This window comes from Segatella baroniae B14, assembly GCF_022024235.1.
Lineage (GTDB): Bacteria > Bacteroidota > Bacteroidia > Bacteroidales > Bacteroidaceae > Prevotella > Prevotella bryantii.
The window spans coordinates 854,450-879,993 of sequence record NZ_CP091800.1 but is presented as its reverse complement, the minus strand read 5'-3'; the positions used below and the strand labels follow the sequence as shown (position 1 = coordinate 879,993).

The 25,544-nt window shown below is 40.4% G+C and carries 22 protein-coding genes; 11 read left to right on the top strand and 11 right to left on the bottom strand.

Annotated features, from left to right (window positions below; genetic code table 11):
* Positions 1-2 precede the first annotated feature (2 nt).
* From L6469_RS13650 to L6469_RS13620, 7 genes are read right to left on the bottom strand one after another with little or no spacing between them, the layout of a single operon-like run.
* Positions 3-515: a hypothetical protein gene (locus L6469_RS13650; protein WP_074803253.1), complete on the bottom strand. Its 513-nt coding sequence runs from the start codon at positions 513-515 to the stop codon at positions 3-5.
* A 4-nt stretch (positions 516-519) separates the two neighbouring features.
* Entirely contained in the window at positions 520-1,422 is a 903-nt protein-coding gene (locus L6469_RS13645; protein WP_074803250.1) for a peptidoglycan-binding protein, read from the bottom strand.
* On the bottom strand, positions 1,419-2,861 hold the full coding sequence (locus tag L6469_RS13640) for a hypothetical protein (protein WP_223918715.1): 1,443 nt from the start codon (positions 2,859-2,861) through the stop codon (positions 1,419-1,421). Before L6469_RS13640 ends, L6469_RS13645 begins: the two co-directional genes overlap by 4 nt.
* A gap of 2 nt (positions 2,862-2,863) precedes the next feature.
* A complete protein-coding gene (locus L6469_RS13635) occupies positions 2,864-4,120 on the bottom strand; it encodes a protein phosphatase 2C domain-containing protein (protein ID WP_006282804.1) in 1,257 nt (418 codons plus the stop codon).
* 15 nt (positions 4,121-4,135) lie between these two features.
* Entirely contained in the window at positions 4,136-4,891 is a 756-nt protein-coding gene (locus L6469_RS13630; protein WP_039870714.1) for a vWA domain-containing protein, read from the bottom strand.
* A gap of 11 nt (positions 4,892-4,902) precedes the next feature.
* Positions 4,903-6,177: a serine/threonine protein kinase gene (locus L6469_RS13625; RefSeq protein ID WP_006282806.1), complete on the bottom strand. Its 1,275-nt coding sequence runs from the start codon at positions 6,175-6,177 to the stop codon at positions 4,903-4,905.
* A 12-nt stretch (positions 6,178-6,189) separates the two neighbouring features.
* Positions 6,190-6,552, bottom strand: a complete 363-nt coding sequence (locus L6469_RS13620; RefSeq protein WP_006282807.1) for a TerY-C metal binding domain-containing protein — start codon at positions 6,550-6,552, stop codon at positions 6,190-6,192.
* 147 nt (positions 6,553-6,699) lie between these two features.
* Between L6469_RS13620 and L6469_RS13615 the strand changes: the two genes are divergently transcribed.
* Positions 6,700-7,410: a DUF4236 domain-containing protein gene (locus L6469_RS13615; RefSeq protein WP_006282808.1), complete on the top strand. Its 711-nt coding sequence runs from the start codon at positions 6,700-6,702 to the stop codon at positions 7,408-7,410.
* A 24-nt stretch (positions 7,411-7,434) separates the two neighbouring features.
* On the opposite strand, the gene L6469_RS13610 is transcribed toward L6469_RS13615, so the two are convergent.
* Entirely contained in the window at positions 7,435-8,256 is an 822-nt protein-coding gene (locus tag L6469_RS13610; protein WP_039870716.1) for a DNA/RNA non-specific endonuclease, read from the bottom strand.
* Positions 8,257-9,024: 768 nt separating this feature from the next.
* Between L6469_RS13610 and L6469_RS13605 the strand changes: the two genes are divergently transcribed.
* Positions 9,025-10,500, top strand: a complete 1,476-nt coding sequence (locus L6469_RS13605; protein WP_006282810.1) for an ATP-binding protein — start codon at positions 9,025-9,027, stop codon at positions 10,498-10,500.
* Between the two features lie 71 nt (positions 10,501-10,571).
* Here L6469_RS13605 and L6469_RS13600 read toward each other — a convergent pair whose 3' ends face one another.
* Positions 10,572-10,982: a hypothetical protein gene (locus L6469_RS13600; RefSeq protein WP_050787939.1), complete on the bottom strand. Its 411-nt coding sequence runs from the start codon at positions 10,980-10,982 to the stop codon at positions 10,572-10,574.
* Between the two features lie 190 nt (positions 10,983-11,172).
* Entirely contained in the window at positions 11,173-11,445 is a 273-nt protein-coding gene (locus tag L6469_RS13595; RefSeq protein ID WP_006282812.1) for a hypothetical protein, read from the bottom strand.
* Positions 11,446-11,881: 436 nt separating this feature from the next.
* On the opposite strand from L6469_RS13595, the gene L6469_RS13590 reads away from it, so the two are divergent.
* From L6469_RS13590 to L6469_RS14730, 4 genes are all read left to right on the top strand, one after another.
* On the top strand, positions 11,882-13,267 hold the full coding sequence (locus L6469_RS13590; RefSeq protein WP_143067196.1) for an IS66 family transposase: 1,386 nt from the start codon (positions 11,882-11,884) through the stop codon (positions 13,265-13,267).
* A gap of 187 nt (positions 13,268-13,454) precedes the next feature.
* On the top strand, positions 13,455-13,940 hold the full coding sequence (locus L6469_RS13585; RefSeq protein WP_006282814.1) for a helix-turn-helix domain-containing protein: 486 nt from the start codon (positions 13,455-13,457) through the stop codon (positions 13,938-13,940).
* Between the two features lie 12 nt (positions 13,941-13,952).
* Complete coding sequence (locus L6469_RS13580) at positions 13,953-15,071, top strand: competence protein CoiA family protein (RefSeq protein ID WP_006282815.1); 1,119 nt, start codon at positions 13,953-13,955, stop codon at positions 15,069-15,071.
* Between the two features lie 422 nt (positions 15,072-15,493).
* Positions 15,494-15,628, top strand: a complete 135-nt coding sequence (locus L6469_RS14730; RefSeq protein ID WP_256208006.1) for a hypothetical protein — start codon at positions 15,494-15,496, stop codon at positions 15,626-15,628.
* A 165-nt stretch (positions 15,629-15,793) separates the two neighbouring features.
* Here the strand turns inward: L6469_RS14730 and L6469_RS13575 are convergent, their stop codons facing one another.
* Positions 15,794-17,143, bottom strand: coding sequence for an MATE family efflux transporter (locus L6469_RS13575; RefSeq protein ID WP_006282816.1), 1,350 nt, complete (start codon positions 17,141-17,143; stop codon positions 15,794-15,796).
* A gap of 489 nt (positions 17,144-17,632) precedes the next feature.
* Here L6469_RS13575 and L6469_RS13570 point away from each other — a divergent pair, with 489 nt between their 5' ends.
* From L6469_RS13570 to L6469_RS13550, 5 genes are all read left to right on the top strand, one after another.
* Positions 17,633-20,947, top strand: coding sequence for a SusC/RagA family TonB-linked outer membrane protein (locus L6469_RS13570; RefSeq protein ID WP_039870725.1), 3,315 nt, complete (start codon positions 17,633-17,635; stop codon positions 20,945-20,947).
* Between the two features lie 20 nt (positions 20,948-20,967).
* Positions 20,968-22,536: a RagB/SusD family nutrient uptake outer membrane protein gene (locus L6469_RS13565; protein WP_006282818.1), complete on the top strand. Its 1,569-nt coding sequence runs from the start codon at positions 20,968-20,970 to the stop codon at positions 22,534-22,536.
* Positions 22,537-22,556: 20 nt separating this feature from the next.
* Complete coding sequence (locus tag L6469_RS13560) at positions 22,557-23,471, top strand: putative zinc-binding metallopeptidase (RefSeq protein WP_006282819.1); 915 nt, start codon at positions 22,557-22,559, stop codon at positions 23,469-23,471.
* A gap of 13 nt (positions 23,472-23,484) precedes the next feature.
* Entirely contained in the window at positions 23,485-24,792 is a 1,308-nt protein-coding gene (locus tag L6469_RS13555) for a DUF4302 domain-containing protein (protein WP_006282820.1), read from the top strand.
* Positions 24,793-24,921: 129 nt separating this feature from the next.
* Positions 24,922-25,542, top strand: a complete 621-nt coding sequence (locus L6469_RS13550; RefSeq protein ID WP_074549968.1) for a hypothetical protein — start codon at positions 24,922-24,924, stop codon at positions 25,540-25,542.
* Positions 25,543-25,544: the final 2 nt, after the last annotated feature.

The window sequence follows — 25,544 nt, the reverse complement described above, 5'->3', positions numbered from 1 at the left end:
TTTTACAAGATTTTAGAAAGAACGTCACGGGTGCAAACTCCATCTACTTTCATGCCATGTTCTGCCTGTATGTTTTTTATGCATTGTTCCATTCTAAGATCAAAACATGCCATACCCTTGATTTTGGAAATGTATTGTTTGTCGTATAGCCCCTTAGAATCTAGAATTGTTGCCAACATATCTATGTCAGCCCCATACATTCCTTTTGAAATTGTTCTATCTCCAAGAATCATTTCTAGAGGAGATTTAAATGAAGTGCACCTGCTTTTTCCTGAATAATGCGACCGATGCGAATAATGTGAGCGATGACCAGCAATTAATGTAAATTTCCCGTTTCCATTTAATTTTATGACATTCTTTATAACGGATTTCTTCCTATTAGCAGCCATTTGCTCGTCGTTATTACTATCTAAAGTATACATATAATCATTTGTGTCTTCCACGTCACTCCCTGATATGGAAAAAACAGATGCCACTAATATTGACTTTATTATATTTGAAGCTATCTTATTCATAATACTATTGTGCCTTTGCTTTTAACGCTTTAATAGTTGCATCATCTGCTCTTCCTGTTACTCTAAGGTTGTTGTATGCCTGGAAGAACCTAACTGCAGTTGCTATATCTTTTGTAAACTCAGTTCTACCGTCACTTGTCATGACAATCTTCTTTGGATTAGGTGGAAACCCAGCTTTTGTCAGAAGTTTGACAAGTTCAGTAACGTCAGTACCTTTGTCGGTTGATGTCTCTGAATACGATAATTCACGAGTACCCAGGATGACGGTTGTCTTGCTATTATCCCACGATTTCAGTTTGTCTATTGTGGTTTGGTCGGCAATACCTGTCTGTGCCAAACCTGCATCCTTCTGGAAATGCTTGACAGCAGATGCGATTGTAGCATCATAAAGAGAGTAACCTTCCTTCTCTTTTATCCATGAATGATTGATATACAAACCTGTTGCAAGATAGCCCGTAAGTGCAGTTACATCACTTCCGTGAATACCAGTCTTCAAAGTTCTATCACCAATTGAGTAATCGCCAGCAGACTTTGGTTTTGGTTTGCTGTAAGACGAAGAACTGCTACGAGAACTTGAACTTGATGAGTAATGGCTTGAACCACCTCCGTAAGATGAGTAATGTGAATAATGTGATCTGTGACCATAGCCGCCACCGCCTCCGCCAGAACGATGTGACATGTGTGAACGGTGGCTGGCAATATACTTCACATCACCATTCTTATCAAGTTTTGCTACATTCTTGAATACTTTTCCCCATGAGCGTCTTGTCTCACCGAAGAAATCATCATTATTGCCAAGGTCAGGCATGAATGTAGTGGCTTCTTCTGCTTGTGCATGAGTTGGCAATAAAGCCGAAGTTGCAGAAAGCAACAATGCCTTTATTTTGTTTTTTGCAGAATTCTTCATTTCTCTTTCGTCTTAATAAGGTTCAACCAGTAATTGTTGGGAGATACAGCCAATAGTTGATCAAGATATTTCTTGCCGTCCTCCGTCAGATGACCACCATTGTTGGATATCAAATCTGCCAGTTGGTCAACCTCTTCTGCTACTGTATTTTGCAGGTCTATCTTTGTTTTCTCTATCCAGTCACTCTTGTCCTGATTTGCATACAAGTATTCAGTTGGTATAGATTTCATGAGAGAAAGAACCTCTCCGTATTGCTTTTCTTCAATCAATGAAGCCACTTTGTTCTGCATATTCTCAAAGCACGCATCAGCCTGAGACATTGCTCTATCCTTATATGAGGATGTTCTGTAACTTCCATCGTATTGGTCGGATGCTTGAATGAAACCAGCAATAGCTTTTCCGTAATCTCCATTGGCGAGATACCTTTCTGCTGTTTCCATCCTTTGTTCATAAGCATTGATGTCATCAGTAGAGGTTGCATAAGTTCCACCATAATATCCAACACCACAGAACATAGCTGCTGGCATTGCTATCTTCAAGAGCATTTGACGAATGCGGTTGCTGTCAGATACAACGTATGGTGAGAGAATTCTGTTCTTTTCTTTTTCGCACCAATCGTCATACTTTATACCCATCTCACCATACAAACCTTTAATCTCTGACTCCAATTTCTCAATATCAGAGACTTTATCAGCTGCATAATGTCCAGACTTGCTAATGTAGGATGCAGATGGCTTGACAAGTGCATTATTCAACAATGTGGTGAAATCAGACTTCTTAGCATCCAGTACTTCCTTGACAGAGTTAATCTTTCTCTGGCGGTGGTTGTTCAATGTCTTTTCTTTCAGATTCTTACACCAGTTGTTATCGTTGATGCCTAACTGATTGCTGATAACATGAATCTTACCCTCTATCAAATACAGTTGGTTTTCTGCTGATGCTGGATAATAAGCAGCTGCATCCCAGATAATATCCTTTGGCTGTACCAGAAGGGTTTTCAAGGCTTCTTCATATTCCTTTTTTAGTTCTGCCAACATTCCAGGTAGTTTGTCCAGAATGTTATCCGACTCGTTTGTGAAAGGATCAAAGCTGTTGCTTGATGGCTCTTTAACGGATGTCTTTAACCCCAAGCCATAGCAGATAGAGTCAAACACATAATTGACAACATCCTTCTTGAACTTTGTATCCTTGCTATAATCCTGCTTAATCTTTTCTATTTCAGCAAGTGAACTATTTCCCGACTTTTTGAAGGCATCATAAATGCGTTGCCCAAAGCCATTAGTCAGAACGTCTTTCAGTACGACCTTCGTTGCAGGATATTCATCGTAGGCAGAATAATCAGCAAGGATATTAGCCAACTGAACGGTTCGAATTGGTTCTGTTCCATTCGTTTGAATAATATCCTTTATTCCTGTATGTAATTGACATTTCTTATCCATGTTCATATATTAAATTTGTACATCGGATGATTTAAAACCCTCAATCGCTTCTTGATTTGATCAGCAGTTAGAGTTAGCCGTTTCTCTTCTTCTTTGTACTCATATAATCCTATTTCGTCATCGTAATTAGTATGTGAAGCCGTGGAAGGGAGTTCACTGGTGAACCTGTTGTACTTGGCGGCAAGCTCTCGCTTGGATGTAAACAGTCGTTCAATGTCTGTTTGAGCATATTGAGCCTCAATCAATTCCTTTTTAGTGTAAAACTTAAGAGGTGAGTATTTTGACATCTTGGCTTTGGCCACAAGAATCTTTTCGTTGAGAGCATCAATCTGTTTCTCTACATTACTCCTTTGCCATAATATGAGTTTCGGTATGATGGAATCTAATACCTTCTCGTCATAAAGGCAAGCTACAGACATATCATCCTGACTTCCAATCTTGCTTAACTGTGGGAGCGTTTCTTCTATTTCCTTCTGGGCATCTTTGTTTGACGTGTTAACAATGAGTTTCAGAATCTGGATATAGAAGTTTGCTTGATTGAAGGACTCTCCGAAAGAATCATCCAATCCATCAGAAGCAAGGAATACTGCTACAGGAAAATCTCCATTGCCTTGGTAGCAATAGCGGAATTCGGATAGTGCATCTGTATCGCAAATGGATGTTGTCTTATTCAGGAAGCATCGTTCATCCCAAGGAATCGGTTCACTCCAATTGCCATCTCCATCAAACGAGAAGCACTTCCCATCTCCGAGGTGGAAAGCAAGCCAGTACTTTGGTGTCCTTACATAGCACATCAATGTACAGCCGTATGTCTTGTCTATGGAATGTGGGTCTTGCGGATCTGTAATCAACTTCAGTTCTTCTTCGGTAAATGGATTCTCTTCTGCATGCTTTTCAACAGCAGTTCTCCACCCGAATATTATTGACTTGAAGAGTTGATTCAGTTGATCATCTGCTTTACTGTTCTTTCGCAGATTTTCTTCTTTGCGTTCTGTTGTCAATGCCGAAACTGCAGTAAATGGCTTACCTTCAAAAATGCTAGAATCCACATTTTCTACAAATTCTGTTACTCTTTTGAAGGTGCATTCAACAATCGTCTTTGAGCCTACGTCACTTCTGAAATATCTGTTACCACCATGTCCATCGCTCAAGACAGCCACAGCAATACCATTGTCAGTACTACACATCGCATAGTCCTGACATACTTTGCCCGTTGCTTTATGGCTTTCTCCTTGACAAAAATGAACTAATTTCTCCATTACAGAAACTTTGGTTTAATCCCAATCGTCGTAATTATCTGCTGAATTTGCAGGAGCTGGTGCTGCTTCTGCTTCTGATTGTGCGCCATCTATATCCTTGGCGGCTTCTGTCACATCTTTGATAACCTGTTCCTGCTTAGTGGTATCGCCAGCAGTACTACTCTTACTACCAATCTGTGAAGAGGTTACAGCAACAACACGAATGATTTGCTTCAAAGCATCGATGTTATGAACGGTAAATACAGCTTCGTTTGTTCCAGTGAACTGAGTGAGTACGTCCTTGTCGGCATCATCACCAATGGCAATAGCAATCTTGATGGCATTCTTGAACCAATTGTTTGCCTTCAGCTTTGACAGACCTCCGTGGAAATCATCGGTAGGACCACCATCCGAAAGGAGAATAATAGCAGGAGCAAAGCTTCCGCTTGGAGTCTGCATAAAGCCACTACGAGAAAGTTTTGAGTTGAGTTCAAGACATGCAGCACCAAGTGATGTGAGACCACTTGCTGTTACATCCTGCCATACAAACTCAGATGCAAGCTTTGGTTCATCATAAAGCCAATTGCAACCGCTTGAAAATTCAAGAGCAGCAACCTTGATCTCTGCATCTGGGTTAGAAGCAGAAATCTCATCGAGCATAGGAAGTACGTTCTCAACAGCATCATTAACGGCACCAATCTTGTTACCGATCATACTACCTGATGTGTCGATTACAAAGAAAAGTGTCATTGTTCTGCGTGGGACACTTACCACGTCATCTAAAAGTCCCATTATTGTAAAATTTAAATGCTTGTAATTTCTCCGCGATACGGAATTTCACGAATTTTGAATGTTATCTTTAAGCCTTCTTTTACAGGCATGATATCTTGTGGTTCTACTGTCTTCACCTTACCGCTTGGTGTCTCTACAGTCCACTTATCAGGTGAGATGTTCTTTATTAGCAACACACCATTGGCATCCTTTGAAACGACAGCATCTGGTGTATTGTCATTGTCAATATAGATTTCTGTTTTATCTGTGAGAGGTAATGACCTGTTGTTGATAAGCAAGCGCTTTGAGATGTCAATTGTACAACCTCGGTTGATGCACTTGCCGACAGTTCCATTTGTCTCAACAAACGTTTCTTCCTTACAAGTAGGGCAGATTACCAGCTGGTCACGAACTTGTGAGATGATTTTCTCCCAATTCTGCTCAATCATTCGCTTCTCCGGATTCTGTAGGTACTCCTGACTGAACTCGCGTTCAAATGTTTCTCTCAGGATAGAAGGGAAAACCGGCCAACGTCTGATGACATTCTGATGGATTCCTCTTACGGGACGATTGGCATTGTTTGTCGGATCATAAATGAAGATAGCTTCACTTCCATAGAACTTGCGTTCAAATTTTTCTGTCATGCAAGGGCATGCAACAACTCGTTCTCCCTCAAATGGATGATTGGCATAAAAAAGCATGAATAAAATAACCGAAAGCGAGAATCTATCACTTCGTTTGTCAGGAATGCCACCAGCAACAATCTCAGGAGCCATGTAACGGGCTTTACCCATGATGCCGGATTTCTCTCCCTGAGGCATTACGTTGTCATTATCACAGATGAGCACATCGCCATTGTTTGGATCGATGAAAAAGTTGCCATCGTTGAGATCCTGATAACTGTAGCCACAACGATGGAGCATCATGAAGCCGTCGCAAATCTTCATGGCAGCTGCAAGCATTGCGGTAAAAGACTTGAAGCTGACTTTAGCTAGCAGGTAGTTGCCAAACTCATAGTAGTTTTTGGGTCTCAACTGCATTACATAACCAAAACTGCCAAGTTGACGATTTGTCAAATGTTCTGGCCAAAGGAATGCGTCAGAAGGAGCACCATTCATGATGTTCTTTTCGAGATTCCTGTAGAATTTCTCATCGGGTGCAGTCAAGTACCATTTAAGGGCTTTTTGCTCACCATTCAAATCGACGAGATAGACAATTCCTTGTCCACCTCGACCTAACTCCTTGATAATGGTTACACAACCGCCATCTGTTAGCGATATTCTTGTTCCTTTTGCTAAATCTGCCATTGTATATCTGTTTTAGTAGCCTCCACCTTTGAGGTCAACCTGTTCGACTGAAACAACATTTCCACTTGCTCCACAGTTGGGACATGTGACGTATTCCTGTCCATGGTAGCAGAAGAACTTGTTGCACGATGAGCAAATGATGTGTCGTTTCTCGCCACAATAAGGACACCCTGGATATTCAGCATCCAAGGTTACATTGCCCTTGACATTGGTTTTGTCATAACCTTCTCGTTGCGCTTTCTCCTTGTCAATCTTAAAAGCCCATACGAACTTGTACTGGCCCGAACAAATCTTATCGACTGTTATGCCGAAAGGTTGTTTGGTTCGTTCACAAACCGCCATTACAGCAAATGCTTCATTGCTCAATGTTGTCATAATTTGCTATAAGTTATTAAATTAGGTGCAAAATTAACGTTTTTACAGCAAAATTACAAATTTTTCATTAAAAACCAAGGATTTTCCGAAAAATCTTTGTGTTTTGGGTATTTTTTCTTTAAATTTGCAAGCAAATTTGCAATTATAATGGGTTTATATTGGCGTAGAAGCACAAAAATTCTTCCAGGTGTTCGTATCAACTGGAGCAAAAGCGGACCAAGCATATCAATGGGGCCAAGAGGCGCAAAAGTGAACATTGGTAAGCGTGGAACTTACGTGTCTGGAGGCATTCCAGGCACAGGTCTTTATTACCGTCAAAAGGTCGGTGGTAGTTCCAAGTCGAGCTGTTCTTCTAATGGTGGATCTTATCCTACAAATACAAACACTCAAACAACTTTCGGTTTTTCAAAGCAAGGATGTTTGGTTTCTATTGTCGCATCTATCATTCTCTCATTATTACTCTCAGGTAACGTTATTACAGCTGCATTGGTTGTCGTCATTGCCGGAGTATGTTGGTTCTTTATGTCGCGAAAGACTCCGAATACACCTCAATCAAATCAGAATACCCCCCAACCAACTCAACAACCATCAGCTTCCACGCCAAACGTTCCAACTTCTTCACAGCAAGTTCCTTCATCAGATGATATAGATGTAAAGGTTGCAGTAGCAGAAGTTGAGCATCTTATTGCAGAAATAGATAATACTACAGACAAAGTAAAGTTGCCATCAATCTACCGCAAACTTATGTCAATCGTCTATAAGTTGGAGAAAATTAATGGCGTTGAAATCCAAGGTATTCCAATTGAGATTGCAAAACAAAGAATATTGGAAAATTATAGGAAACGATTAAATTCGTAAGACACGTAGATGTCTGCACGAAACCTACCACTCTGAAAGATTAGAAGTAGCCTCGACCTTTTCTTCTATGTCATCAGGCAGGTTGGGGAAGAAATCAAGACCCGTGATGCGCTCTACCTGATCAATACTGTTGACATAACTTGACTGAGGGTTGTTGCATGGATGATTCTTGTAGATAAAACCAATTGCTTTTGGTGTATCGGTCATACAGAGAACAACCTTAAAGAACGCCTCTGGTACAGTCACTTTATTAGGGCCAATTGTTTCGTGTTCGCCCTTGTACAAAATAGGTCCAGCAACAATATAAATGTCACCATACTTGTTTGCCCAATCGCGACAAGCTATCTCCAACTCATTCCAGTCGCCACAGTTAAGGTTGTGGTCTTGTGGACAAATATTTGTAAGGTAGAACGATTCCTTCATGGGTTCAAATCCCCATTTGTTATCGCCAGCAGGACACATATGTCCACGATCATAGCCCGAACCTTTGTAATCCACAAGTTCTGCACGTGGAGCAGGTGCTTCATCATCTACTATAAAGTTTGACAATCTCCTCTGATCGCCACTTGTATGGTCAGAAGTTAGATGCCAAGCCACCCACTTCGGAATTTTATTAGCCTTATCGTATGCAGTAGTATAGGCAATCCTCTTCAGTATAATGTCATTATCCGAATAGGCAGGTATCTCCAAATTCTGATATACTTGTTCATTATTACCAACGTTCTCATTTGCTTTCTTCGTTGTAATAGGATGTTCCGTTGCAGAAGTTTCTTGTGCATTGGCAAACATCCCAATAATCATCTTATCTATTGACCCAGGTTGGCATCCAAACAGGGAAAAAGACATTATGGTAGTGAGGAGAAATCGCATCATACTGAAGTGTATTATTTTTGTTGGCGCACTTTTGTGCGCAAAGTTAATGAAAAGAAATGAATTATTGTCATTTATACCGTTAAAACACAAATATTTTATATATATATAGTACATAAGTGTTAATAATTCTAGAATAAAACAAGTTTAGACGTTGTTAAGTTCTATTAGACTCTACATAACTAGGTGCATACCCTTTATTAGAAAAGTAAATGAATCCTCAACTTTCTTGTTTTGAGACTTCTTGTTTTCTAGCGTGTATGAAAAGCGAGATTACCTGTATTTTTAGCATGATACTTTATGTCTGAATTTGAAAAGGACTATGTTGTTATGAGTTTTTTTGACTTAATTAAAATGTTAGCAAAATGTTAATTTGCTGTTAACGAATGTAAATTGCATATTCTTCAAAATTCGGTTAAAATTTCCACCTTTAGCACCCTGTCCATGCATCTTCATTCCCTCCTATAAAGTTTGGGAACATAAAGGTATCACTAATAAAAGAAAGTAAGTAGTATGTATTGATATTCAATGCATAAGGACTTTTATAAAAAGTCCGGCGTGGGTGTTTTGCATAAAAAACAAATGATTTCAGGTATGAAGAAAGGGAAAAAGAAGGTATCGAAATGGTCTCTTATTTTGTTTTTAGACGTATAAAATGAATTAGAACAAGAGGAAGGAATTGTTGAAAATACCTCGATACTGGGCGAAAGATGATGTTTTTGTGCATGTTTTCGCCCGCTATCGATGGTTTTTCAAGAAAAAGTTGTACCTTTGCGGCAAAAACAGGAACATATGCAAAACTCAATTATTGGTCGCAAAGAAGAAATCGCTCTGCTGGAGAAGTATATGACTTCCAACCACTCAGAGTTCATAGCCATTTATGGACGCAGACGTGTGGGCAAAACATTCCTCATACGACAGTATTTTCAAAATAAATTTGCCTTTGACATGACTGGCATTATTGAAGGAAAGAAGGCGGAGCAATTGACAGCTTTCAATTATGCTATGAAACAATATGGCTACAAAGGCAGGAAGCCTGCTACTTGGTTGGATGCGTTCTTTGCCTTGCGTGATTTACTGGAACAAAAGTTGGAACAAGGAAAGCCGTGTGTGGTATTTATAGACGAGATGCCCTGTCTTGACACTCCAAAATCTGGTTTTGTTCATGCGCTGGGGCATTTTTGGAATAGCTGGGCAGCATGGCAGGCAGAGATAAAACTGATAGTTTGTGGTTCTGCAACCTCATGGATGGTACGAAATATCATTGACAATCACGGTGGACTGCACGACCGCGTGACTCACGAAATGGCATTGAAACCATTTACGCTCAGTGAGACGGAAGAATATTTTCAGTCCTTTGGTTTCCCTTGGTCACGTTTAAGTGTATTGCATACTTACATGGCAGTGGGTGGCGTACCTTATTATCTCAGCCTGTTCAACCCCGATGAAAGTCCGGCACAAGGAATTGACCGCCTGTTTTTCTCTGAGAATGGAGAACTACAGAAAGAATACAGACGGCTATTTGCTTCTCTTTTCAGGAATCCAGAACCTTATCTTGCTGTCATCAAACTGCTGGCGGCAAAGCCATCGGGAATGACTCGCGAAGAGATAAGCAAACAGTTAGGCGGTAGTAACAACGGGCATCTGGGTGACCTGCTGACAGACCTTGTCTATTGTGATTTCCTGCGCCAATATAAAGTAAGGGAGAAGAAGGTGAAGACAAATTCGTCCATTTTCAAATTGGTGGACTTTTATACACTGTTCTACCACTCATTTATCGGCAAGGCATCCATGAATACAAGCTATTGGACACGCCTGCAAGGCACGCCCACAGTGAACACATGGCTCGGATTGGCGTATGAACGTGTCTGTATGGCCCATGTATCGCAGATAAAGAGAGCTTTGGGTATTGGCAGTGTTGTGACGGAAGCTTATTCATGGCGAAGCAAAGACTCAGAGCATCCTGCTCAAATCGATTTGTTGATAGAACGTGCCGACAAGATGATCAATCTCTGTGAGATTAAGTACAGCGAAACAGAATACAGTCTTTCGCAGGAAGAGTATTTGAACATTGGGCGTAGGGTTGAAAGTTTCAGAGTTGCCATTCAGACACATTACGGCATCGTCCCTACGCTCATCACCACCTTTGGTCTGTCTAGGGGAATGTATGCAGACTCCATCCATGCCTCGGTGATATTGGATGACCTGTTTTCCAACTGACTCATACGGGAAAAGCTATTGATTGGCAGGTAGTATATGGAAATGATAGTCACCTTTATTAGGCTCGTCTATCACGATGCTACCTTGTTAGGTTGGAACTTGAAATTATGGATGCTATCCTGCTCGATATCCTTCATCACATCGGGAAACATTGCCCTGATGAAGTCTGCGTGTGCATAACCGTTGTAGCCGTTCTTGGTACCCAGGCGTTCACCGATATTCCATACAAAATGCCGTAGGTCAAGAGTGGTTAGCCTCTGCTTCAACCTGATTGGGATTGGAGTATAGGTATATTCTTCTGACCAATGCCTGACTTCCTCACATAGGTTCTCCAACTCTTCGTTGTCATAGACAAAGGGCGACATGGTATATCTGGCATAATCCAGTACTGCAGCGATTGTGTCTTTCCGTCTCGTTGTGATTAGCTGAATTTTTACTATCTTTGCTGATGCAAAAAACAATACCCACATTAAAACTAACATCACAATAAGGATTATTCCGTTGTGAAAACAAATGGACGGGGAGACTCGCCCTTTAACTTGAAAACATATAAAAAAGCCTTTGCGTCTTAGCGTACTTGGCGAGAATCATAACTTATTCAAACTTTCTTAGATAAGATAAGTATTTCATTCACGCTAAGAGTGCTAAGACGCAAAGGCTTATGAGAGAACTTTATTGTTTCTTAACTTGCTTCTTGCAACAAGCCTTAGCCTTTTTATCACTGCTGGCTTTGTCCTTCTTACAGCAAGCTTTATCCTCGTTTTTCTCATCGCCAGTCTTAGCGTCCTTCTTGCAACAAGCCTTAGCTTCCTTTTCACAGCAAGCTTTAGCCTTCTTCTGGCAACACTCTTTCTTGTTCTGGTTACTCTCGTTAGATTGTGCGCTAACGGTTGTTGTCATGCACATCATTGCCATAACCATGGCACTAAACAAAATCTTTTTCATGTTGGTCTTTTTGTTGATGTTATAAAATGATTCGTTTACAAAACTAACCATTTCATGATAAATATTGACAGATGCTTAATTCTTTTTAACTTAAATAATCTAGATTGTAACTACTCAGCACCCTATAGTGCATGAGTAGTTACTAAGCGAAGTAAGCGAGTTAATAAAATATAAACTTCTTTGTGTGCCGATTTCAAACAAAAGCAAAAAGCTTTTCTGTAAGGTCGTTGAGTGGGTAGTCAGTTTACGCCACTCACCACAAGGCTGTATGAGGTCGTCAGTTTCATTGGCTTATCCGTAGAGTCGATCATGTCCATCAAGCAAGAGAACGTGCACGAGTGAGGATTTTGCATATTTGTTCATCACGAAATTGCTGTTAAGGAATGTAAACCTGCATTTTGCCATTTCGTGAAAGATGTATATCATTGCCGATGAAATGGCAAAGCAGTTCACCGACACTGACGAAGTCCTGCGCATGATAAACCTGCGTCTGCGCAAACTTGAGAAGTCCGACTCCGAGAAGACCGAGGAGATTGGGCGGCTCAACCGCATCATCGGGCAGAAAGACAAGGAAATACACCGCCTGAAGATGGATCTTGCTTCAACCAGATCTGAGCTTGCCGATGCCAAAGCCCATATTGAGGAACTGGAAGAAAACGCAGGTGAGCACCAATCGTCCGATGACGATGAGGATAATTCTTCCGGCACTTCAGGAAAACCAGAAAAGAGCAGTAGCAACAGCAGCGTCCCGCCATCTCAGGAAAGTATTGCGGCACGTGAGTTGCGAAGGACGAAGTCTCTTCGCAAACCCAGCGGGAAGCCGAGTGGCGGTCAACCCGGTCACAAGGGAAGCACCCTGAAGTCGGTCACTACACCAGACAGGATCATAGAGCATAAGCCACACTACTGCAAGTGCTGCGGTCGTCCGCTGAGCGTTGGGTTTAGGAAGATTCGCACGACACAAGTCATAGACATCAAGTTTATCGTCGAGACCAATGAGCACCAGTATTACGAGAAGGTCTGCCAGTGCGGCTGTGTGAACAACTGCGATGCACCAAACTGCCGCATCAAGTACGGCGACAACATCCGTGCACTCGTAACCTATCTCAATGTCGTGCAGTGCATCCCATTAAAGCGGATTGAGTGTGCCTCAGTAGTAGGAGCCGACGAGACCGGCGCCGCTGTCGGGAAAGAGTTGCACTGGAACTGGATATTCCAGAACGACCTGCTTACCTATGTGTATCAGATGAAGTCGAGAGGCCAGCAGGCCATAGACTCCAAGTTCCCTAACGGTCAGCCCAACTCTACGCTTGTGACGGACAGGCACAGGAACTATTTCAATATGAACGTCAAGGATCACCAGGTCTGCCTGGCCCACCTGCTTAGGAATGCCGAAGACCTAAACGAGCTGGACACGAAGCAAGACTGGTCGCGAAGGTTTATCCATCTGATAGCTCATGCCATCGATCTCAGACGGGCGGGCGACATCACAAAAAGGAAGATAAAGATACTGAAGACCAAAATGAAGAACCTCTTGGGTGAGAGCCTTACGCATCTTGACGAAGAGTTTGAGAGTTTCAAAAAAGGTATCCTCAAAGTAAAGAACTATCTGTTTACCTTCCTCACAGACCTTCACGTACCCTATGAGAATAATGCAAGTGAACGAGGGGTGAGGAAGATAAAGGTAAAACAGAAAGTCAGCGGTTGTTTTCGTACGGATGTCGGCGCTAACGACTTTGCAAAGATACACTCCATAGCGGAGACAGCCATGAAGAATGGCAACTCTAAATTCAATGCGATTCTTGCTGTCGTACAACAGTAAGACAACTACTCATGACACGGGTGCTGAGTAGTTACAAATTTGTCCTATAGTATTAAAAAAACATAAAACAATTGTTTTATATGTAAATTTATAATTGGTAAATTTGCCAATTATAAATTTTCTCTTACCTTTGCAGCGGTATTCATTTTAGAAGTGGGGTACACCACTATAAAAACGATTTAAAAATATGGATATATCAAAGTTTAAGAATCAATCTTCAGCCCAGATTATTAACAGAAAAGAGGTTGAAGTCACTGCTCCAGATGGAGAAGTGTTTACAGTCCTTTGTCAAATCGGCAGTTATATTAACGAGGAAACCAGGAAACAGGAACTTTTCTGGCTTGAAACTTTGTTTGACAAGAATTTCTCCGATAACAAAGAGCAGATGATTAATAACATCTGGCGTGAGTCCCTACGTTTTGGTATTGGTGGTGGTATTCTCGGAATTAGTAGTGGTACTAGGTACGAGGACAGGGCCAGAATTGGCAATCGTATTAAGGAAATACGTGAAGAGCGTGGTATAGAAGCACGAGACCTAGCACGTCTTGTAGGCATTGATGCAGCCAATCTCAGTCGTATTGAGAATGGTCGCTACTCCGTTGGACTTGACATTCTTGCGAAGATTGCCACTGCCTTAGGAAAGAAAGTGGATTTTGTTGATATTGATCAGTAAACACAAATTTCTATGGAATATGAGAATAGAATGGAGCAGCATTACGCTGTTTCCAAGAGCGGTGTATTGGTACATATCAACGAAGCTCATGAAAGTAAGGAGGATTGTTTCTGTCCTCATTGTGGATGCAGAATGCTCAAACGTTGCGGAAATATCCGTGCCTGGCACTTTGCACATGACTGTAGGTATGAAAACTATGTTAATAAGGAATGTTCTTATGAATCCTATCTCCATGCCTTTGCAAAGTTGAGACTCAAACAGTGGTTTGAAGAGTCCGATAGCATCATACTCCATTTTCAGCAGTCGATGGCATGTAAGTATGCCACAGATTGCATTTGGAAGGAAAGTGGTGATGAGTGTTCTAAACTTGTCGAAAAATCTGTTGACTTGAAGAAATTTCTCAATCTATGCAGAATTGAAAAAACTGTTCATGTAGATGATGATAGATTCAGGGCAGATCTGTTATGGAGTAATCCCGACAATTCAAAGAATGATATTCTAATTGAGATTAAAGTTACACATGAATGTACTCAAAAAAAGAAGGAGTCCCATAAACGAATCATCGAATTTGAAGTTCATTCTGAAGAAGATGTGGAAAATATTGTCACCAATGACATTCATGAGAGTGACACTGTGAGATTTTATGGTTTTTGCCCTAAAGAAAAGGTTGATGAAACCATGCCAGCCCGATATTCTCTCTCAAAATTTATCTATTACAGTTCAGGCAAAGCTTTTGCAAGGTCTGCGTGCGATTGTAAGACTTTTAGGAACAGAAGAAGGTGTGCTTTATTGGAAGTTACAATCAAGAACAATAATTATAATATGGGTATGTTCCCAGAAATTCAAGTAAGTTCAGAAACATTTTCCTTCGGACGTTTTTACAACTGGGGACTGGCATTAGCAAGAAGCAAAGGCTGTGATGTGAGGAACTGCTATCTGTGCAGTCATCATCATTATGATTATGACGAGGAAAAACTTACTTGTGACCTGAAACCTGATGAACCCTGTGAGGCATCACAGGCTATATCATGTGGTAAATATAAAGTGGAAGAGGACTTTTATAATAAAGACCTCAATGACTTTATTAAATTCTCGCAGAATAACAAAGTTGATGTCTGGCATAAAACGTAACTTGGGAGATACTGGTGTTCAATAATTTATTTATTGAATTATATGTGAAATACTTGCCATTATGAGTCAATCATAAAGGCAAGTATTATAGTTTTAGTTAAACGAGTGCTATTTTTAGTGATAAACCAATGCCGAATAATATGGAGGCTATCATTAGAATGCAAAATTTTGCCACAATAAACCAATGACTCCTTTTGTTGATTTCGTCCATTTTGGGTTCATGTTTCCTATCAATGTCTCGTATGGTCTTGTAAGAGTCAAGTTTGTAGGATTCAACATAATAACTCATGGAATCCCAAAAGTAGTGAATGACATCTGTAAGCAAAAAAAAACAAGTCCCGTTATAAGGCTGCTCAATAACCACCTATTTGGAATACATAGATTCCCATCGACATAAGTCAGAACCCCATATGGTTCCTATTATGCCGAGAACGAGACTTCGAGATACAGATGAGAATTTACTGGATTGCTGGTACATGCTACACTCCATCGCAGAGAATGCCATGAAGAACGGAAACTCCAAGTTCAAAGCAATACTTGCTGTAGTACAACAGTAAGGCAACTACTCATGCTGTAGGGGTGCTGAGTTGTTACTCTAGATTACAATGAACCTTTTACTGTATGATACCCACGGCCGAGAGTATGATGTACCGAAAATCAACGAGGGATTACTTTTGCAATGTTTTCTGTAAACGCAGACGTCTCTATCGTGTTAATCTTTTTTAATACCCCTGAGCCATCTTCAAATTCATTTCCTTCTTAAATCGAAGATAATACTGTATGCCAGCAACTGAAAGTGAAATAGGGAAGGCTGTCCAAATACCTACTAAGTCAAACTTCAGATGAATACCTAATAAATATCCCAAAGGTAAACTAATTACAAAATATGCGATGAAGGCATAAAGTACCATCGGACGCACACAAGCAATACCTCGAAGTGCATTTGCATAGGTATACTGTAAACCGTCGCCAAACTGATAGGCTATCAAGGTGAAGATAACTATTGACACCATATGCTGAACCTCTGTATTATTGGTAAAGCAACCGCCTATTTGATTACGGAATATAATAACCGGTATCGCAATAATCGTTGCGATAATCAGTTCTAACCGAAAACAATCCTTGGCATTCTCGATAACTGCCGAATAATTATTCTGTCCATAAAATACACTGATACGGATAGATGCAGCTGTGGCAACACCCGAAAGAATCAGACAGAACAACTGTCCGATGGTAACCATTATTTGATGAGCGGCAAGAGCTGTGGTGCCTATCCATCCTACCATAATACAACTCAGCGCAAAGGCTGCTGTCTCCATACCCAACTGCAATGCTATAGGCCATCCCAGTGCGTTCAGATCTTTCATATCTTTACGATTAATGATACCTTGCATCAGGCCTTGTTTGTATATGGCAAATTTACGACTTCCAAGTAGAATGCATAGTAGTGCTATGCCCATAAACACGCGCGACCCAAGTGTGGCTATACCGGCACCAAGCAGTCCTAGTTCGGGAAAACCAGCATATCCATAGATGAGTAAACCGTTAAATAGGATGTTTAGCAGGTTGGCGATAATCATAACCCACATAGATACCTTAGCATGGGTGATACCATCAAAGAATTGTTTGAGACCATTAAAAAGGCCGATAAAAGGAAGGCTTATCACATTAACGATAAAATACGGACGTATCAGTGATAAAAGTTCTTTCGGTTGCCCCATGTTCTCTAGATTAAAATAAACAATCGTCATCACCAACATTAGCAATAGGCCGATCAAGAAATTAGCCAATAAACTATTCTTTACTTTCTGACCGATTTCTTGATGTTTGCCTCTTCCATATAAGTTGCCCACTAATGGAATAAGACCATACGAAAAGCCGAGATAAAACAAAAGTACTAGGTTGAATACGTTGTTCACGAGTCCTGCTGCAGCCAAGTCTTCTGTACCATGATGACCAATCATCAAGGTATCTGCAAACCCCAAAACAATAGTACCCAACTGGCCGATAATAATAGGAATACCTAACTTAATTAAATCTCTATAATAATTATTTTTGCTGAAATTTTTCATATTTATTGCAAAGTTACTCATTTTTTCTTATTTCCCTTAAATAATTGCTAAATATCTAGTAAGAATTTATAATATTTTATGAATATACTATCAATATTAATACGCAAATCTTCAGTATGAAACAAATAATCGATAAATGCTAACTATTTGATAACAAAAAAGCAAGTTGTATACCAAATGTACGGTATATTCAACAGAATTAGCGTTAAAAAATGTAAAGCATTTGATGTTTTCTATACAAATGTTTGGCTATGCAAGTAGTATACTCTATCTTTGCATACGTTTTCAATATAGAATCATATACCACTATATAATAATAGACTGAAAGTAGATGTCAACTATTAATGTGAATATATAAGTAACCTTCGGAAAGACCAAACGTGAAAAATCACTAGTAAATAGGATGAAATTAATTGCATTTTCAGTGATACTTACACCATCGTCTCAAGAAGTATTGTTTAATTTTTAATTTTTATGAGAGAGATTTTTATGGAAAAAAGACTAGCAATGTTTTTCGCAAGTCTGTTCCTTTTCGTAGGAACCGTTCTTGCCCAAAACAAAGTTACAGGTACCGTTGTCTCAGCTTCAGATGGAGAACCGATTATCGGTGCTTCTATCATCGTGCAAGGTACGAAGACTGGTGCTGTTACCGACATTGATGGTAATTTCACCCTCAGTGTACCTTCGGGTAAAAAGTTGATTGTCAGTTATCTTGGCATGAAAACCATTACGGTTTCTCCCAAGGAAGGTATGAAGATTAGCCTTGTTGCTGACGACAAAACACTTGGTGAAGTGGTGGTAACTGGTATGCACAAAATCGACAAGCGACTTTTCTCTGGTGCTTCTACCAAGGTGGATGCTGCTAAAGCCAAAATTGATGGTGTGGCTGATATCAGCCGTTCGCTCGAAGGTCGTGCTGCTGGTGTAAGTGTTCAGAATGTTTCTGGTACCTTTGGTGCTGCTCCTAAAATTCGTGTTCGTGGTGCTACTTCTATATATGGTAGTAGTAAACCGTTGTGGGTGGTTGATGGTGTCATTATGGAAGATGTTACTGAGGTCAATGCTGATCAGCTTTCTTCGGGTGATGCTTCTACCGTTTTGTCATCTGCGGTTGCAGGTTTGAATGCAGATGATATCGAGAGCTTTCAGATATTGAAGGATGGTAGTGCTACTTCTATTTATGGTGCGCGTGCGATGGCTGGTGTCATCGTTATCACAACCAAGAAGGGTCGCCAGGGTAGTACCCGTATTAACTATACTGGTGAGTTTACCATGCGTCTTCGTCCAAGCTACAGCCAGTTTAACATCATGGACTCTCAGGAGCAAATGGGTGTTTACAAAGAAATGGAAAGTGCTGGATTGCTATCTTACAGTAGAACCTTACGTGCTGAATCGAGCGGTGTCTATGGTAAGATGTATCAGTTGATGAGTACTTATAATGCTTCTACCGGCACTTTCGGACTTGCGAATACTCCTGAAGCCCGTGCTGCTTATTTGCAGGCTGCAGAATTCCGCAATACTAACTGGTTTGATGAGCTCTTCAGTTCTGCTATCATGCAGAATCACTCTATCAGCATGTCTACAGGTACGGATAAGGCACAATATTATACCTCTTTCTCTTATTTGACAGACCCAGGATGGACAGAAGCCAGCAAGATGCAGCGTTTTACTGCAGCTATCAATGCTGACTATAAACTTAGCTCTAAACTGTCTTTAGGTCTTCGTGCCAATACTTCTTATCGTATGCAGAAGGCTCCGGGTACAACCTCTCAGAGTGTAGATGCTGTAACTGGTAAAGTTAGTCGTGATTTCGATATCAACCCTTACTCTTATGCGATTAACTCTTCTCGTACTCTTGATCATAATGCTTTTTACGTGCGTAACTATGCTCCGTTTAACATCCATCATGAGTTGGCTAACAACTATATGGATTATGACATCGTAGATCTTAGATTCCAGGCAGAGTTAAAATATAAGCCTATCTCTAAGGTAGAATTGTCACTGATGGGAGCCTATAAGTACTCTACTACCACACAAGCGAATACCATCACAGAGTATTCTAACATGGCTCAGTCTTTCCGCGCTATGGATGATGCTACCATGATAGATTCTAACCCTTGGTTATATCAAGATCCTGATCAGGTAAATACACAGAAATTCTCAGTACTCCCTGAAGGTGGTTTCTATCGTGAAACCAAATATAAAATGAATGGTTATGATTTCCGTGCCTCTGTCAACTATAATGATGTATGGAATGAAGATCATATCTTCAACTTCTATGGCGGTATGGAGGTGAATAATATCGAGCGCAACCGTAGCTATTTCAATGGTGTAGGTATGCAGTACGACATGGGTTATCTCGGTGCTTACAGCTATTATTACTTCAAGCAGGCTTCTGAGCAGAACGATATCTACTATTACCTTAAAAACTTCTACAACCGTAAAGCGGCATTCTTTGGTAATGTAAACTACTCTTACAAAGGTCGTTATAGCTTGAACCTTACAGCCCGTTACGAAGGTAGTAACCGTCTGGGTAAAGCTACTTCTGCTCGCTGGTTGCCTACTTGGAACGTTTCTGCTGCATGGAACCTCCATGAGGAGAAGTGGTTTGAACGTATTGAGCCTGCCTTCAGTCATGCCACTTTGCGTGCTTCATACTCTCTTACCGGTGATGATCCTTCTGTATCTAATGCCGAAGCGATTATTAGAAGTACCAATGTATGGCGTCCTTTTGCTTCAGATAAAGAGTCTGGTCTCGAAATCAAGGATATCGCAAACCCTGATTTGACATACGAAAAGAAACACGAGTTTAACGTAGGTCTAGATCTTGGTTTCTTAAACAATCGTCTTAATGTAGTCTTCGACTGGTATACCCGTAACAACTACGATTTGATTGGTTATCAGACTACGAATGGTACCAAGGGTGCTATTCGCCAGTTGGCTAATGTTGCTGCCATGAAATCGCATGGTGAGGAGCTTACCATTTCAAGCAAAAACATCGTGACTCCTAAATTCCAGTGGAATACAGACTTCATTTTCTCTCATGTAAAGACGAGAGTAACCGAACTGGATGATAATAGCCGTATCATCGACATGATTGCTGGTGAAGGTGGTGTCGGTTTTACTCGTAAGGGTGATCCATACCGTGCCCTCTATTCTCTTGATTTCAGAGGCTTGAACAACGATGGTATCCCTACCTTTATAAATGAAGATGGCAACTTGACTACCAGTGATATCAACTTCCAGTCTACTAATCTTGATTATCTGATATATGAAGGTCCTTCAGACCCAACTGTCACTGGTTCATTTGGTAATAACTTCACCTATAAGAACTGGCACCTAAATGTCTTCATGACTTACTCTTTTGGTAATGTAGTTCGCTTGGCAGATTCATTCAACTACAGATATTCAGATCTCGATGCAATGCCTAAGGATTTCAAGAATCGTTGGACCCAAGCTGGTGACGAAAAAACAACAAACATTCCTGCTATTGCAGATCTTCGCCAGATACAGAATGATCTCTATTTGAAATATGCCTATAATGCTTACAATCGTAGTACAGCACGTATCGCTAAGGGCGACTTTATCCGTATGAAAGAAATCTCTCTGAGCTACGATTTCCCTAAGAGCTTCGCAGAAGCATTACGTATTCAGAATGCAAGTATTAAACTTCAGGCTACTAACCTCTTCTTGATTTATTCTGATAAGAAGTTAAACGGTCAAGATCCTGAATTCTTCAATGCTGGTGGTGTAGCAGTTCCAATGCCACGTCAGTTTACATGTACTTTGCGTTTGGGCCTCTAATTTTTTAAAAGAGTATAATAATGAAAAAATACAAATATTTCTATATAGCTGCAGCCTTATTGAGCTTGACTTCATGTGGTGACTATCTCGATAAGATGCCTGATAACCGTACAGAAGTCAACTCTGTAGAAAAAGTAAAAAGCCTTTTGGTTACCGCTTATCCGAATAAATCTCCTCTTCTGGTAGAGGAATTCTCTTCAGATAATGTAACCGATAACGGTACACAGTATGCTACCTACGATTACATCGACCAAATCTATCGTTTGCAGGATGTTGAAACGATATCTTATAACGATGTACCGTATAAAATTTGGAGTGATACTTACCGTTCTGTAGCAACTGCTAATAATGCGTTAGAAGCACTCGATAAGATGGAAGATAACGCTTATAATCGTGGTCTTCGTGCTGAGGCTCTTCTTTGTAGAGCGTTTGCCATGTTCCGTCTCAGTAATCTGTTTTGTATGGCTTATAATCCTGACAAAGCCGAAAAATACTTAGGCTTGCCCTATCCGAAGCAGGCGGGTGTAACAGTGCCAGAGCGTGGTACGCTGAAAGAGCTGTATGCAAATATTAATGAAGATATTGAGAAAGCTCTGCCAATGATTGATGACAGTCATCTGACTTCAGCAAAATATCATTTTAATAAGAGTGCTGCTTATGCTTTTGCTGCTCGATTCAATCTGTACTATCTGAATTTCAAGAAGGCTAAAGAGTATGCTTCTGTTGTAGTAGGTTCAAATCCTGGTTCTGTACTCCGACAGATGTCTAGCTATTCCAACCTTGCTGGTACAGAGGATATCGGTAATAATTATATCAAGAGTGGTAATCCATCCAATCTGTTGCTTTTGACATCGTATTCTCTGATGGGACGTGCTTCTTACGCGACAAGCACGAAACGATATAACCATAATATGGATGTCGTTTCATCACAAACATTCTGGGCACTTATGCCTTGGACCAAGAGCATCGGTTCTTCTGCCAATACGCTCTATGAATCTCATATGATGTATGGTAATAACCAGACGGTATGGATTCCTAAGCAGATAGAGTTCTTCGAAGTTACGGATAAGATTAACAACACAGGTTATCCTCACATCGTAGAGGCTGCTTTCACCACCGACGAAACGCTGCTTGTTAGAGCTGAGTCAGAAATTCTCCTGGGTGAGAACGAAGCTGCTATTGCCGATATGAACAGCTGGTGCGATGCCCACTGTGAGGCGTCACATGGTGGCTATACCCGTCAAAGACTGACGGTCGACAATGTGAATAAATTCTTTAATCAGTTGGATACTGTGGCTGACAATGAAGTGGAAGTAAAAAAGCAGAATGTGAAGAAGACTTTGCATCCTCAGGGCTTTACCATCAGCAATGCCACCCAGCGTAACTTGTTATACTGTTTGTTGCAGATGCGTCGTATCGAAACTTTCTGGCAGGGACAGCGATTCATGGATTTGAAACGTTATGGTATACCTTATACGCATTATATTTCTCACGAGAATCCAATCTACATTAAGCCGGGCGATCTTCGTTTGGCTATTCAGATTCCAGCTGATGTGTTATCTACTGGTCTCGAAGCTAACCCACGTTAATTTTCTAAGCATATTATACAATGAAATATATTAAATTATTATTTATAGCCTTCTTTACCATCGTCTTGGCTGCTTGTCAGGACAATGGTATCGAGAACGAGTCTATCTTTGATACGTCTTCTCCGAAACGTACCGAGTTTGATACCTGGATATTAAATAATTTCACACTACCTTATAATATTGATTTCCAATATCATTATAATGACAAGCTCTCTGATAATGAGTATAATGTAGTTCCTGCTCGTCTGGATAATTCTAAAGCGATGGCCATTCTCTTGAAGCATGTATGGCTCGACTCATATCGTGAGGCAGTAGGAGAGGACTTTGTGAAAGCTAATACCTTCCGTGTTGTCCAGCTTATCGGTTCACCAGAGTTTAGTGGTCAGGGTAGTATCGTGCTGGGTACTGCAGAAGGTGGTATTATGGTAACTTTATTCCGCCTGAACGAATTGGATATTCATAACATCCATATCGAGCAGGACGATCCTTTCCGCTCAAGAGGTGCGCTTCCACTCGACTTAAACCACTGGTATTTTCATACCATGCACCATGAGTTCTGTCATATCTTAACTCAGAAGAAGCAGTATACTACCGATTTCCAGGCTATTTCAGCTGGTAAGTATCATTCTACAGACTGGATTAATGTGTCTGACGAAGAATCAGGTCAAGAGGGTTTCGTTACTGGTTACGCATCAGATCAGTATAACGAAGATTTTGCAGAAACTTATTCTACATATATCACCCTTTCAGATGAGGGCTGGAATGCATTGCTCAAGAAGGCTGGCGATGAAGGCGCTGCTATTATTCTGAAGAAACTGGATATCATCCGTACCTATATGCAGGACTCATGGGGTATAGATATCGACAAGTTGCGTACTGTCGTAAACCGTCGATGCAATGAAGTAAAAACCCTTGATCTTACCAAATTAAACTAAAGACGTATACGTTATGAAAAAAATATCATATATACTTTTAAGCTTTGCTGCTTTATTGTTGACAGCATCTTGTACCAATGAGGTAGATGATCTGTTTGAAAAATCATCAGCTCAGCGTATTCAGGAGGCTATTACGACAGATCAACAAATACTTGAGAGTGCTTCAAACGGATGGGTTGCACACTACTATGCTGATACACGATATGGTGGGTATAACCTCTATTTGAAATTTAAGGATGACCAGGTAACCATCGGTAACGAGTTGTTTGGCGATTCTTTGCAGACCTCTCATTATAAGTTTGAACAGAGTGATGGTGTTATTCTGTCAATGGACGAATTTAATAACCTTATTCATATTTTCTCTGAGCCATCTTCCAAGCGTAATGGTGGTGTAGGTAAAAGTGGAGAAGGCTACTTAGGTGACTTTGAGTTCCGTGTACAGCAGTGTTCTGCTGATAGTGTTATCCTTCAGGGTAAAAAGCATGGTTCCAAAATCGTTCTTACCCCATTGGCGAAAGATGAGACATGGGCTGGCTATATCAACAAGGTTGCTCAGGTAGAAACAGTAATGAATTATAAGAAATATCAGTTGGTATTAGGCGAAGATACATTAGCTTGTGCCAAGTCTCATTATCGTAACCTCGCAGTAACATACGAATCAGACGGGACGACAAAGACTCTTGATGTGCCTTATATCATTACTCCTAATGGTATCGAGTTGTATGAAAACAATACCATTAACAACTATTCTTTAGATGGATTCAACTATGCGAAAGGCACGGAATGGTCAGAGAAGAAAGGTAAGTCTAATATCAAATTAATTGCCGTTTTACCATCATTAGCAGACCAGATTGCAGATGGAACATTCTATCTTACTTATGATGCTATTGGCAGTTTCGGTAAAAAATACTTTAATGTTGCCATTAAAAATGCTGGTGATCTTGCCGAATCACTCAAGTATGTTATCTTTGGTAACTTTACAACAAGTAGTTATGGTGAAGGTTTTGGTTTAAGCTTCTATAGTGGTTCAGCGGAAGATGGATACTATTATGGTATGTACACGATGAACTGTACCATTAAGAGCGAAGACGAAGTCGTGTTATCATTTACAGGTCAAGGTCTGGGCAATGCTTCATGGTATTCCAAGAATGCTAACTACGACTATATGGTTTTCCCATTAGGCTACGTCAATCTGCCTCGTACCTTTAAGCTTACAGCCGACGACACGAGAAATCCTTCATACATTTTGATGACGGATGAATCTAATCCTGAAAATACCTTCAAACTTGTACCTGATGGTAAGGAAGTATTGTTTAAATAATACGATACTCTCAGTCTCTTAAAAGTATTAGACAGAGTTCTTGGGTGTGGTGAGGCTTTGCAATAGCCTCACCATATATACATCATTCGGGGATGTTATTTCTGTGTCATATTTAAGTAATAATCAATTATGAGACGATTTTTCATCATAACATTTTTTCTGACGGTTGTGGCATCGACATTCATTTATCTTCATCACAGAGATAATGTAATACCGATTGCTAACTTGCTGCAACAGAAAATTAATGGTGCTCATATGAAAACTTATCATGATAGCACTTTCGGTTATATCATGCGATATCCAGACTTTTTCGTACAACTTCCTGATTCTCTTGATCCTGAGCCTGGATGCTGCACTTTCCGCTTTTGGAATGTAGAACAGATCAATCTTTCTGGTTATGTGCTTGGTAATCCTGAACAATTAACAGTACAACAGATGAAAGATAGTCTTGTGCATGAAAATCACGATGTAAAGATACGTACTCTTGCGGATACCCTCATCATCTCAAGTCCACTGTATGCTGAAGATGGAGTCGTAGATGGGTATCGTAGTTATGCTAAATATGTAAGACACCGAAAACTGTGGTTTGTACAGTCGCTCTCTTATCCTGTAGAATGTGAAGATGCTGTTCGTCGAATAAAACATCAGATAGATAGCTGGACAGTTTGGGAGAATGTTATTCCTCAAAAATGCTTTATACCCAAACGACGTAGACAGACATTCATGTATAGCCACAAATCATACTCTTGAAA

Bases quoted from the DNA above. Each gene is read 5' to 3' on its own strand.
- L6469_RS13560 (WP_006282819.1), top strand. From the start codon at position 22,557: ATGAAATATATTAAATTATTATTTATAGCCTTCTTTACCATCGTCTTG.
- L6469_RS13565 (WP_006282818.1), top strand. From the start codon at position 20,968: ATGAAAAAATACAAATATTTCTATATAGCTGCAGCCTTATTGAGCTTG.
- L6469_RS13635 (WP_006282804.1), bottom strand. From the start codon at position 4,120: ATGGAGAAATTAGTTCATTTTTGTCAAGGAGAAAGCCATAAAGCAACG.
- L6469_RS13605 (WP_006282810.1), top strand. From the start codon at position 9,025: ATGGTTTTTCAAGAAAAAGTTGTACCTTTGCGGCAAAAACAGGAACAT.
- L6469_RS13580 (WP_006282815.1), top strand. From the start codon at position 13,953: ATGGAATATGAGAATAGAATGGAGCAGCATTACGCTGTTTCCAAGAGC.
- L6469_RS13590 (WP_143067196.1), top strand. From the start codon at position 11,882: ATGGCAAAGCAGTTCACCGACACTGACGAAGTCCTGCGCATGATAAAC.
- L6469_RS13585 (WP_006282814.1), top strand. From the start codon at position 13,455: ATGGATATATCAAAGTTTAAGAATCAATCTTCAGCCCAGATTATTAAC.
- L6469_RS13625 (WP_006282806.1), bottom strand. From the start codon at position 6,177: ATGGCAGATTTAGCAAAAGGAACAAGAATATCGCTAACAGATGGCGGT.
- L6469_RS13615 (WP_006282808.1), top strand. From the start codon at position 6,700: ATGGGTTTATATTGGCGTAGAAGCACAAAAATTCTTCCAGGTGTTCGT.
- L6469_RS13640 (WP_223918715.1), bottom strand. From the start codon at position 2,861: ATGGATAAGAAATGTCAATTACATACAGGAATAAAGGATATTATTCAA.
- L6469_RS13610 (WP_039870716.1), bottom strand. From the start codon at position 8,256: ATGTCTTTTTCCCTGTTTGGATGCCAACCTGGGTCAATAGATAAGATG.
- L6469_RS13630 (WP_039870714.1), bottom strand. From the start codon at position 4,891: ATGGGACTTTTAGATGACGTGGTAAGTGTCCCACGCAGAACAATGACA.
- L6469_RS13555 (WP_006282820.1), top strand. From the start codon at position 23,485: ATGAAAAAAATATCATATATACTTTTAAGCTTTGCTGCTTTATTGTTG.
- L6469_RS13620 (WP_006282807.1), bottom strand. From the start codon at position 6,552: ATGACAACATTGAGCAATGAAGCATTTGCTGTAATGGCGGTTTGTGAA.
- L6469_RS13650 (WP_074803253.1), bottom strand. From the start codon at position 515: ATGAATAAGATAGCTTCAAATATAATAAAGTCAATATTAGTGGCATCT.
- L6469_RS14730 (WP_256208006.1), top strand. From the start codon at position 15,494: ATGCCGAGAACGAGACTTCGAGATACAGATGAGAATTTACTGGATTGC.
- L6469_RS13600 (WP_050787939.1), bottom strand. From the start codon at position 10,982: ATGTTAGTTTTAATGTGGGTATTGTTTTTTGCATCAGCAAAGATAGTA.
- L6469_RS13645 (WP_074803250.1), bottom strand. From the start codon at position 1,422: ATGAAGAATTCTGCAAAAAACAAAATAAAGGCATTGTTGCTTTCTGCA.
- L6469_RS13575 (WP_006282816.1), bottom strand. From the start codon at position 17,143: ATGAAAAATTTCAGCAAAAATAATTATTATAGAGATTTAATTAAGTTA.
- L6469_RS13570 (WP_039870725.1), top strand. From the start codon at position 17,633: ATGGAAAAAAGACTAGCAATGTTTTTCGCAAGTCTGTTCCTTTTCGTA.
- L6469_RS13550 (WP_074549968.1), top strand. From the start codon at position 24,922: ATGAGACGATTTTTCATCATAACATTTTTTCTGACGGTTGTGGCATCG.
- L6469_RS13595 (WP_006282812.1), bottom strand. From the start codon at position 11,445: ATGAAAAAGATTTTGTTTAGTGCCATGGTTATGGCAATGATGTGCATG.